Origin of the sequence: Chryseobacterium contaminans (assembly GCF_001684955.1) — a bacterium.
Taxonomy (GTDB): Bacteria; Bacteroidota; Bacteroidia; order Flavobacteriales; family Weeksellaceae; genus Chryseobacterium; species Chryseobacterium contaminans.
In genome coordinates, this window is record NZ_MAYF01000045.1 from 1 (window position 1) to 9734 (window position 9734).

At 35.6% G+C, this 9734-nt stretch carries 8 protein-coding genes; 5 read left to right on the forward strand and 3 right to left on the reverse strand.

Annotated features, from left to right (window positions below; translation table 11 throughout):
- From BBH99_RS04080 to BBH99_RS04085, 3 genes are all read right to left on the reverse strand, one after another.
- Positions 1-633 (reverse strand): peroxiredoxin, encoded by a 633-nt coding sequence (locus BBH99_RS04080; RefSeq protein WP_066692332.1) that lies wholly within the window; start codon positions 631-633, stop codon positions 1-3.
- Between the two features lie 209 nt (positions 634-842).
- Complete coding sequence (locus tag BBH99_RS22020) at positions 843-1016, reverse strand: bacteriocin (protein WP_123872992.1); 174 nt, start codon at positions 1014-1016, stop codon at positions 843-845.
- 60 nt (positions 1017-1076) lie between these two features.
- Positions 1077-2270 carry a pyridoxal phosphate-dependent aminotransferase gene (locus BBH99_RS04085; RefSeq protein WP_066692337.1) on the reverse strand — a complete coding sequence of 398 codons (1194 nt, stop codon included), beginning with the start codon at positions 2268-2270 and terminating at the stop codon, positions 1077-1079.
- A 197-nt stretch (positions 2271-2467) separates the two neighbouring features.
- Here BBH99_RS04085 and rsmG point away from each other — a divergent pair, with 197 nt between their 5' ends.
- The 5 genes from rsmG to BBH99_RS04110 all read left to right on the forward strand — a co-directional run bounded on the left by rsmG (position 2468) and on the right by BBH99_RS04110 (position 9516).
- Positions 2468-3103 carry a 16S rRNA (guanine(527)-N(7))-methyltransferase RsmG gene (rsmG, locus tag BBH99_RS04090; RefSeq protein ID WP_066692340.1) on the forward strand — a complete coding sequence of 212 codons (636 nt, stop codon included), beginning with the start codon at positions 2468-2470 and terminating at the stop codon, positions 3101-3103.
- A gap of 63 nt (positions 3104-3166) precedes the next feature.
- Entirely contained in the window at positions 3167-3571 is a 405-nt protein-coding gene (locus tag BBH99_RS04095; RefSeq protein WP_066692343.1) for a hypothetical protein, read from the forward strand.
- Positions 3571-4107, forward strand: coding sequence for a DUF922 domain-containing protein (locus tag BBH99_RS04100; RefSeq protein ID WP_066692345.1), 537 nt, complete (start codon positions 3571-3573; stop codon positions 4105-4107). The genes BBH99_RS04095 and BBH99_RS04100 overlap by 1 nt, the downstream gene beginning before the upstream one ends.
- On the forward strand, positions 4104-6791 hold the full coding sequence (locus BBH99_RS04105) for a PD-(D/E)XK nuclease family protein (protein WP_066692347.1): 2688 nt from the start codon (positions 4104-4106) through the stop codon (positions 6789-6791). Before BBH99_RS04100 ends, BBH99_RS04105 begins: the two co-directional genes overlap by 4 nt.
- A gap of 358 nt (positions 6792-7149) precedes the next feature.
- Positions 7150-9516, forward strand: coding sequence for a patatin-like phospholipase family protein (locus BBH99_RS04110; protein ID WP_066692348.1), 2367 nt, complete (start codon positions 7150-7152; stop codon positions 9514-9516).
- Positions 9517-9734: the final 218 nt, after the last annotated feature.

Here is a 9734-nt window from a genome sequence, read left to right on the forward strand (position 1 = left end):
TTAATTTTTTGCTAGGTATTCTGCTGTAGAAGTTCTGTCTGCTTTCATAGCATCTTTACCTTCTTCCCAGTTTGCAGGACATACTTCACCGTGTTTTTGAACGTGAGTGTAAGCGTCAATTAATCTTAAGAATTCTTTTACGTTTCTACCTAGAGGCATATCGTTTACCGCTTCGTGGAAGATTTTTCCAGTTTCGTCGATAAGGTAAGTTGCTCTGTAAGTTACGTTAGAACCTGTAAAGATTTCTTCTCCTTCTTCATTGTATTCGAAATCCTGATCTACAATCCCTAAAGTGTTTGCTAATTGTCTGTGAGTATCAGCTAAAAGTGGATAAGTTACCCCTTCAATACCTCCGTTATCTTTTGGTGTGTTTAACCAAGCGAAGTGTACTTCGTTTGTATCACAAGATGCACCGATTACTTTAGTATTTCTTTTTTCGAATTCACCTAAAGCCTCCTGGAAAGCGTGAAGCTCAGTAGGGCATACGAAAGTGAAATCTTTAGGGTACCAGAACAAAAGAACTTTTTGTTGGTTGTTAGTAGCTTCTTCAAGGATGTTGATTCTTAAATCGTCACCCATTTCAGACATTGCATCGATTGTTAAATTCGGGAATTTTTTTCCTACTAAAGACATAATTTTCTGTTTTTATATTTAAATTTCTGATGCAAATATATAAAAGTTCCATCTATCGAACAAATAGTTTTTGATAAATAAAATCTATAATTGTTTTTGATGTGTTGTTAAAGAAAAAAGCCCTGAAATCAGGGCTTTTTTATATAGTTGATCGAAATTGATATCGAAACACATGGGAACTGAAACACAGTTCTGCTTTTAAGTGTAAATTAAGAAATACTGAAACTTTCTCCATTTTTGCATATTGTAGCTGCTCCCTGAGCGATGTCTTCAAATGTTTCAACATTGTGAATCTGACCTACTCTTCCGCTAAATTCACAACGGATATATACTGTTTCACCTCCGTTAATCGTTTTCAAAGCTTTTTTTGATAGTTTTTTCATTTTATAATAAATTTGGTTGTTTTTCAAATATATATAAAATAAACTTCACTATCCAAAGAATTATTTAAATTTTTCAAGTAAATCTTTGATTCTTCTCATGGCTTCTCTGAGTTCCTCTTCAGAAGCTGCATAAGAGAATCTGATACACTCAGGACTTCCGAAAGAGAATCCGCCAACACATCCTACATGGGCATTTTCCAATAAGAACATGGCGAAATCATCAGAATTTTTAATTTCAGTTCCATTCAACGTTTTTCCGATATAATACGAAATATCAGGGAAGAAGTAAAAAGCAGCCTTTGGAAGCAATACTTTGAATCCCGGAATTTCCTTGATAAGGTCATACACAAGATCTCTTCTCTTTTTGAAAGCATCAATCATATATCTGTATTCTGAAGGATCTGTTTTTAAAGCTACAATAGAAGCTCTTTGAGCCACAGTATTGGCACCGCTGGTCATCTGTCCCTGTACTTTTTCGCAAGCTTTAGCCAGCCATTCAGGGCATGCAGAATACCCGATTCTCCATCCGGTCATCGCGAAAGCTTTTGACATACCATTAATTACCGCGGTCTGTTCATATACTTCAGGGAACTGGGCAATGGAAGTAGTTTTTGTTTCATAATTGATGAACTCATAGATCTCATCTGAAATAATCGTCACATGAGGATATTTCGCAACCACTTTAGCAATAGATTTCAATTCATCATAAGTATAATATCCTCCTGATGGGTTACATGGAGAGCTGAAAAGAATGGCTTTTGTTTTATCTGTAATTGCTTCTTCAAGTTGCTCAGCAGTTACTTTGAAATCTGTAACATAAGAAGTAGGAAGCATCACAGAATTTCCGCCCATCATTTTCACCATTTCATCGTAGCTTACCCAATAAGGGGCAGGAAGTAATACTTCATCACCGTCATTGATGATCGCTGCCAAAACATTTAAAATAGCCTGTTTAGCACCATTTGAAACACAAATTTGTGTAGGTTTGTATTCCAGGTTGTTATCTCTTTTTAATTTATAAGCAATAGCCTCACGCAATTCCAGAAATCCGGGAACAGGAGAGTAGTGGCTGTAGTTCTGATTGATGGCATCGAATGCTGCCTGTTTGATGTTATCCGGAACATCAAAATCCGGTTCGCCAAGGGTTAAACTGATTACGTCAATTCCGTTTGCCTTCATTTCCCTTGCCTTGTTAGACATTACAAAAGTCTGTGAGTATCCTAGTCTTTTTACTCTATCTGAAAGTTTGTCCATTGTATTTTTTTGAATTTTAACAAATATATAATAAAAAGGCCTTGTGAGGGTAATAAAAAGATACCAGGTTTAAAGATTTTTATCAGGTTTCGGAAGCTACATCGTGTTTCGGATTAAAGCTGTTTTTTGAATATACTCCGGCTTAAAGTTTGAATAAAGCCAATAAAAACTTATTTTTGCAGATTATAATAATTCACATGTCTACATCGTTACTATTAAAATATTTTCCGGATCTTACTGAAACACAGTTGGAGCAGTTTGCAAAACTTGAAACCCTTTATAATGAATGGAATGAAAAGATCAATGTAATTTCCAGAAAAGATATGGAATCTTTGTATGAAAAACATATTCTTCACTCATTGGGAATTGCAAAAGTGATGGAGTTTGCTCCTGGAACGAAAGTATTGGATATTGGAACAGGAGGTGGTTTTCCGGGAATCCCATTGGCAATTCTGTTTCCTGAAACACAATTTACCCTGATTGATTCCATCGGAAAGAAAATTAGTGTAGTAAATGCTGTTGCAGAGGGGATTGGGCTGAAAAATGTAACTGCGATTCACGGAAGAGCCGAAAAATTAAAAGAAAAATTCCATTTTATCGTTAGTAGAGCGGTAACTCAGATGCCTGAATTTTTAAGATGGCTGAAAGGAAAATTTGAAAAAGAACAATTTAACCCTAAGCATAACGGAATTTTATATTTAAAGGGTGGAGATCTTGCTGAAGAACTTGCCGGACTTAAATGTGAAATTTTCAACCTGAAACATTATTTTGATGAAGAATTTTTTGATACTAAAAAAGTAGTTTATGTATCAAAAGGTAATTTTAATTCCTGATTTGTTCTGATTGAGGAATAATTTTTGCTCAATATGTATTGATAATCATTAAAATTAAAGATTATGAAAAAGCTTTTAAATATTGGATTTTCAGCACTATTGTTTGGCTTTGTATTGGTTTCATGTAATGATGATGATTATCAGACAATCGAGTCCATTGATAAGGTCAAAATAGACAGTGTAAAAATTGCCAATGATACTATGAATGTTTTTACAGTACAGCCAATCAAAACGTATTCCACTTATTCTTCTCAATGTCAAGGGTTTTACGCGTATGATTATATTTATAACGGTGATTTTGAAAGATCAGTAACTGCTTATAAGTACATTTCCAATGGTCCTTGTGCTCAAAAGAGCTATTCAGCGGTTAACCAGATTAATTTCAACCCACAGAGGATAGGGAAGTATACGTTTACTTTCTGGAACGGAGGAAATAACTGGATTACAAAAACGATTGTGGTGAAATAATGAAATTGATCTTTGTATTCTGTCTGTTGGCAGCTAATATGATGTTTGGACAGAAGATTATATGGCAGGAAGGACAAAAGCTGGTATGGGACAATTTTAAAAGTCCAGTTAACAGAAAAAATAATCCGGATGTTGCAGCTTATACCAACTGCGGTTGGGAGTATTCTGTGGTGAAATCCAGCAATCCGAAGTCTCCGGTGAAAATTGAAATAAAGACTATATTCAACGAAGATAAATCCTGGAAAGATGTCAAAAAAATCAATGATTATATTTTGCTGCATGAGCAGAAACACTTTGATATTGCAGAGATTTTTGTAAGGAAATTCAGGAAATCAGTTGAGGAAAGGATCAGGAATTCTGGTGATTACAACAGGTTATTTAATTCTATTTATAATACGATATCCAACGAATATAAAAATTTCCAGATAGCCTATGATAAAGATACCCGTCATGGGATGGACGAAGAAAAACAGGCAGAATATAATGCTTTCATCTCAAAAGAATTAGAAAACCTTAAAAGTTACCAGGCCCCTTGAAATTCCTTAATAAGATCATTCACGAATTGTTGGCACAAAACCCGGACTTATCTGAGTTTAATATCATTCTGCCCGGAAAACGTCCGATTGTATTTATCCGACAGATTCTTGAAGAAAATAATTATTCAGGGTTTCTTCCTAACTTTTTTACCATTGAGGAGCTGATTAATACGATTGCAGATAAGCAAGTGATTCAGGGAATTCCACTTTGGCTTTTTTCATTTGATGTATACAGAAGCCTGAATCTGATCCCAAGAGATAACTTTTCAGACTTTTTGAAGTGGTTTCCAACCCTGCAGAAGGATTGGGATGATATTCTGAAGTTTTCAGACAGTGATCAGGCGGTTCTGCAATACATGTTTGACGAGGAGAGGATCAAAGAATGGGCTCAGAATCTTGGTGAGGATGATGATGTGCCCAGAAAGAAGTTCCTTAATTTTTGGCAGAATATGAATATTTTCCTTCCTGAATTAAAAAGCAGGTTAAAAGAAAAGAACTGGGCAACTTCAGGAATGATTCATGAGGCTGCTAAAGCGAGTATCTCGGATTTTGCAAAGAATACACCGGAACAGTTTGTTTTCTGCGGATTTAATGCCTTTACGCCTGTTGAAGAGAAGCTGGTAAGAAGTCTTTTGCAGTGGAACAAAGCTCAGTGCTTTTTTCAGGCAGACCGTTATTACTTTAATGACGAAAGACAAGAAGCCGGTAAATTCCTCAGAAATCATAAAACATGGAAGGAGTTTGATGATAACAGAGCTTTTCAGTGGATAGAGGATGACTTTAATCAACCTAAAAAGATCAAGGTATATGAAGTTTCCGGAAATGTAACGCAAACAAAGGTGCTGCCGGAGATCTTCAAGGAAATCAATAATAAAACCTATTCCAATACCGCAGTAGTGTTGCTGGATGAGAATCTTCTTCCTGCAAGCCTGGATGTAATGCATGGCGTAGAAAACCTGAATATTACGATGGGATTCCCATTAAAGAATCTCTCTTTTTCTAATGCCGTAAAACGGCTTTTCTATCTGCAGAAACAGCTGGAGAAAAATAAAACTTCGTATTACTACAGAGATGTATTTCCCATTCTTGAAGAGCTTCCAAAGTCAGTTAAAGATGAACTGATCATTAATGATTTTAAAACGAAAATAGAAGAAAGGAATATTGTTTATATTTCTAAAAAGCTTTTGGAGGAGCTTCTGGGAGAACTCTCTTATTTTAGACTTTTGCAAAAAGCAGTAAGTACCACTGATTATCTGGATATTCTTATTTCGTTTTGTCACCAGGTAAAATGGCTGGAAATAGATGATATACAGTATGAAAACGTTTCTCACTTCGAGAATGCCTTCAGGGTTATTAAAAACCAGCTGACTCCCTACAATATTGAGATCAGAATGGAAACACTGGAGATCCTTATCAACCAACATATCAATTCTGAAAGTATCGATTTCCAGGGGGAACCATTGAGAGGGCTTCAAATTATGGGATTGCTGGAAACACGTCTTCTTAATTTTGAAAATGTAATTCTATTATCAGTTAATGAAGGGAAGCTTCCACTGGGGAATTCCCAGAATACTTATATTCCTTTTGATATCCGAAGATTCTTTGATCTTCATACCTTTCTGGAAAATGACAGTATTTATGCCTACCACTTTTACAGGCTGATTCAGGATGCTAAGAATGTTCATTTGCTATATAATGCTTTAAGCTCAGGAGTGAATACAGGTGAAAAAAGCCGCTTCATCACTCAGATAGAAATGGAAAGCTCCCACGAGATCGAACACCTGATTATTGAAAATTCTTCAGATCCAATCATCACAAAACCTATAGAGATTCCCAAGACGGAAATTGTGAGGGAACGACTCCAGAAATGGAAGGAAAGAGTATCAGCGTCCCACCTTACAAGTTATCTTTATAACCCGATTGATTTCTACTTGTCAAAGATCCTGAATACTTCAGAATCAGATGAAATTGAGGAAGAGCTGTCTGTGAAAAACTATGGGAATTTGGTGCATTATTCACTTCAAGAAGTTTATGAAGTGTTGAAGGGTAAGGTTTTAAAAGAAAGTGATTTAGATAAATCAATTAAAGCGATAGATAAATATATAAATATTGCAATTGAGAAGTTAAAACACCAAGCTGAGTTCTATGAAAAAGGGATGAACTACATCCATAAAGCCATTGCAAAAAAGGTGATTGAAAATATTCTGAATCATGATCTGGATCTGATCAGACAAGGGAATACTTTAGAGATTGTTGATATTGAAAGACGGTTTGAAAATGTTGAGTTTTATCTTGATGGAAATGACAAAATTTCATTCTTTGGGTTTATTGACAGAATTGATAAACTGAATGGAACTTTAAGGATCATTGATTATAAAACAGCCAAAATCAAAAACCTCCATGTAAAAATTGATGAGGAAAATGTAGAGGAGTATTTCCATAACAGCGACCGAAAACAAGCATTGCAGCTTTGTATTTATCATTACGTGGTACAACATCTTCCTGAGTTCTGGGGATACCCGATTGAAACAGGTATATGGAGCTTTGCTGAAGCTAAAAAGGGAATGGTTCCGCTTGTATTTGATAAAGGAGATATTGATGATGCCATGAGGTCTGTTAAAAGTCTTATTCTTGAAATCCTGAATCCGGATATCAACTTCGTGGAAACAGTAAAGTCTTATTAAGTTTCAATTATTTTTTAAGCAAAGTTGTAATGATTCTAACGTTTTATTTTGGAGAGCAAAGAAGAGCGACTTTGTAGCTGAAGCAATATGTCATGCGTACGCTTAGGAAGAATCAATGAAGTTATTTTTTTGCTTGCTTAAAATATTGTAATTGCATTATGGAATCTTTGCGTTAAATTTAAATAGCAATACTATTTTTTCATTTTAATAAACTTTGATGGTTATTAAAATTTTCATTAACTATAATTACTTTTAAGTTCTTCTTAAATAGGGAAATCGATGAGTTTTTTCGCTGGCATTTATGGTATAGTTGTATATTTACTACAAAATTTTCATACACATAAAAACAGGTTGTCTCATGAAAAAACTCCTGATTTTCGGAACTTTCATTTTTTCTCTCTTTCTTAAATCCCAGCAGATTAACGATTCCCTGAACACCAGATTGCAGAATGTTACCAAAGACACCAGGTTTGGTTTAGCGCTGAGTGGAGGCGGTGCAAAAGGATTTGCCCACATTGGAATTCTGAAAATGATTGACTCCCTTGGAATTAAAGTCGATTATATCACCGGAACCAGTATGGGAGGAATTTTGGGAGGCTTGTATGCAATGGGATACAACGCAGATCAGCTAAAGAAAACCATTTATAAAGTAGACTGGAACAGGATACTGAGCAATAAAATCCCTTACAGCAAGGTCAATATCAGTGAAAAAGATGAATATGATAAATACATTCTGGAATTTCCTGTGGTAAAAGGAGTTCCTACGCTTCCAAGCTCTTATATTGAAGGGCAGTATATGGGTGAAGTTTTGAATACGTTGACTTTTAACGCGAAGCATATCAATGATTTCAGTAAATTAAGAATTCCGGTAGAGCTTACTTCCTCAGATATTGAAAACGGAGGTTTGGTTATGCAGAAAAAAGGATCGTTGCCATTGGCCATTCGGGCTACTTTGGCAATTCCTGCAGCCTTTGCTCCGGTTTATATTGATGGAAAGCTGTTGGTAGATGGAGGATTAGACCGAAATTATCCAGCCAATGAGGTCCGGCAGATGGGAGCTGACTTTGTAATTGGTGGCTATACCGGATTCAGACTTTTTACGAAAAAAGAGATTGAAAATCCCATGAAAATGATCTATCAGACCCATGCGATTCGTTCAGTGGAAGATTTTAAGCATCAAAAGGCATTGTCAAACATTCTGGTAGACTTTGTAGACCCTTTAGGAGATATTACCACAAAAGACTTTGCAAGGTTCAGAAAGATCATTAAAATAGGAGAAATAGAAGCCAGAAAACATCTTCCGGAGTTTGTAGCATTGGCAGAAGCTCAAAAAAAGCTTGGGATAAAGTACGAACATGAAATGATTGAGGAAGTAAAGCTTCCCACCACAAAATTCACGTTCAGTGAAGAAAATGGAGCCCCGCTTACCGATGAAGTTGAAATTGCTGTGATTAAGAAGGAATTGGGGTTAACGGAAGGGAAGTATTATGATGTGAAAACCGTTAATGAAGCTATAGACAGGGTATTTGGAGTGCGTCAATATGAAAAAGTTTATTATACCTATACCAATGAGGGTGAAGGGCTTGTGATGAATATTTTCGTTAAAAAAGCTAAGAAAGGAGCCTTTAAGCTGGCTCTTCACTATGATACAGAACAATCGGTGGGAATTATTGTCAATTATACGTACCGAAATATTCTGGCGAACAGATCCAGATTCTTGGCTACCATCGATATTTCAGAGCGTTTTAAAGCAAAATTGGCTTATCAGCGTTTTTTGGGAAGCGGAGATCATTGGTGGATAGATCTTGAAGCTAAAATGGTTCATCTTAAAAGTAATGATTTAATTTTCAGGACATTGGGATATGATGATGAAGACAATACGACAAAGTTTCCTAACCACATGTACAGAAATATTACCGGAAAAGTAGCTTTGAATTATAATATTACTCCGAATGCTTTGATCTCTTTGGGAACAGAGTTCAGCACTGAAAGGATGTATACCCTACTGGATAAAGTAGATCAGGCAAAAGTTGATAATTTTAGCAAAAAACTATATAATCACAGTAATTTTAATGCTTTTCTGAAGTTTGAACAGAATAACCTGAATAAAAGGTACTTTTCTACCAAAGGAAATCATCTTCAGGTAAGTGCAAGAATGTATTTTGGCGATGAATATAAACTGTATGATCTCCAAGTAGTACAGCCTCAGTTATATTTGATATTAAATCCTCAGACTCCCGGTTATTTCGTACCTAAGAACCTGTTGTCATTTACGCTGAATGAAAACTTTGCTTATCCTATTACAAGAAGGCTGGCTGCGAAGGCTAACCTTTTCCTGGGAACGAGTTTTGGCTCCTATAGAGATGATGCCGAACCTTACTTCTTCCTTAACCAGAAGTATAATTTAGGAGGGAGTGAATATAATTATGACCTTCTCAACCCCGAGTTTAATGGTCTTCGTCAGAAAGAACTTCCTATGAATTCTGTGGCGAAGGTAGGAGTTTCCCTTCAATACAGGATCATGAAAAAATTATACCTTACCCCTTCATTCACCTATGGAAAAGTAAGTGAGGAACTTTCTCCTTTTAATGACAGTTTTGAAATGTTCGGATATGGAGTAAACCTTGGCTATGAATCTCTTATAGGCCCAATCAATCTTAATATTTCCAGAAATAACCAACTGGATTTCTCCAGAATATATTTAAGTATTGGATTTAAGTTTTAAAGGCTGGAAGTCAGAAGCTGGAAGAGGAAAGTTGTTTTTGGCAATAGAAAAACTTCATCTGTTAAAATCAAAATTACAAGATTTGCAGAAGGTATTTGTTGAGTAGTAATTTTTTGTCTCCTTCTTTGAGCTTCCTAATTTAAACATAAAAAAGCACTCCATTGCGGAGTGCCAAAATTAACTTGAAAATGATATATAAAAAGGATTAGATGTTAAAG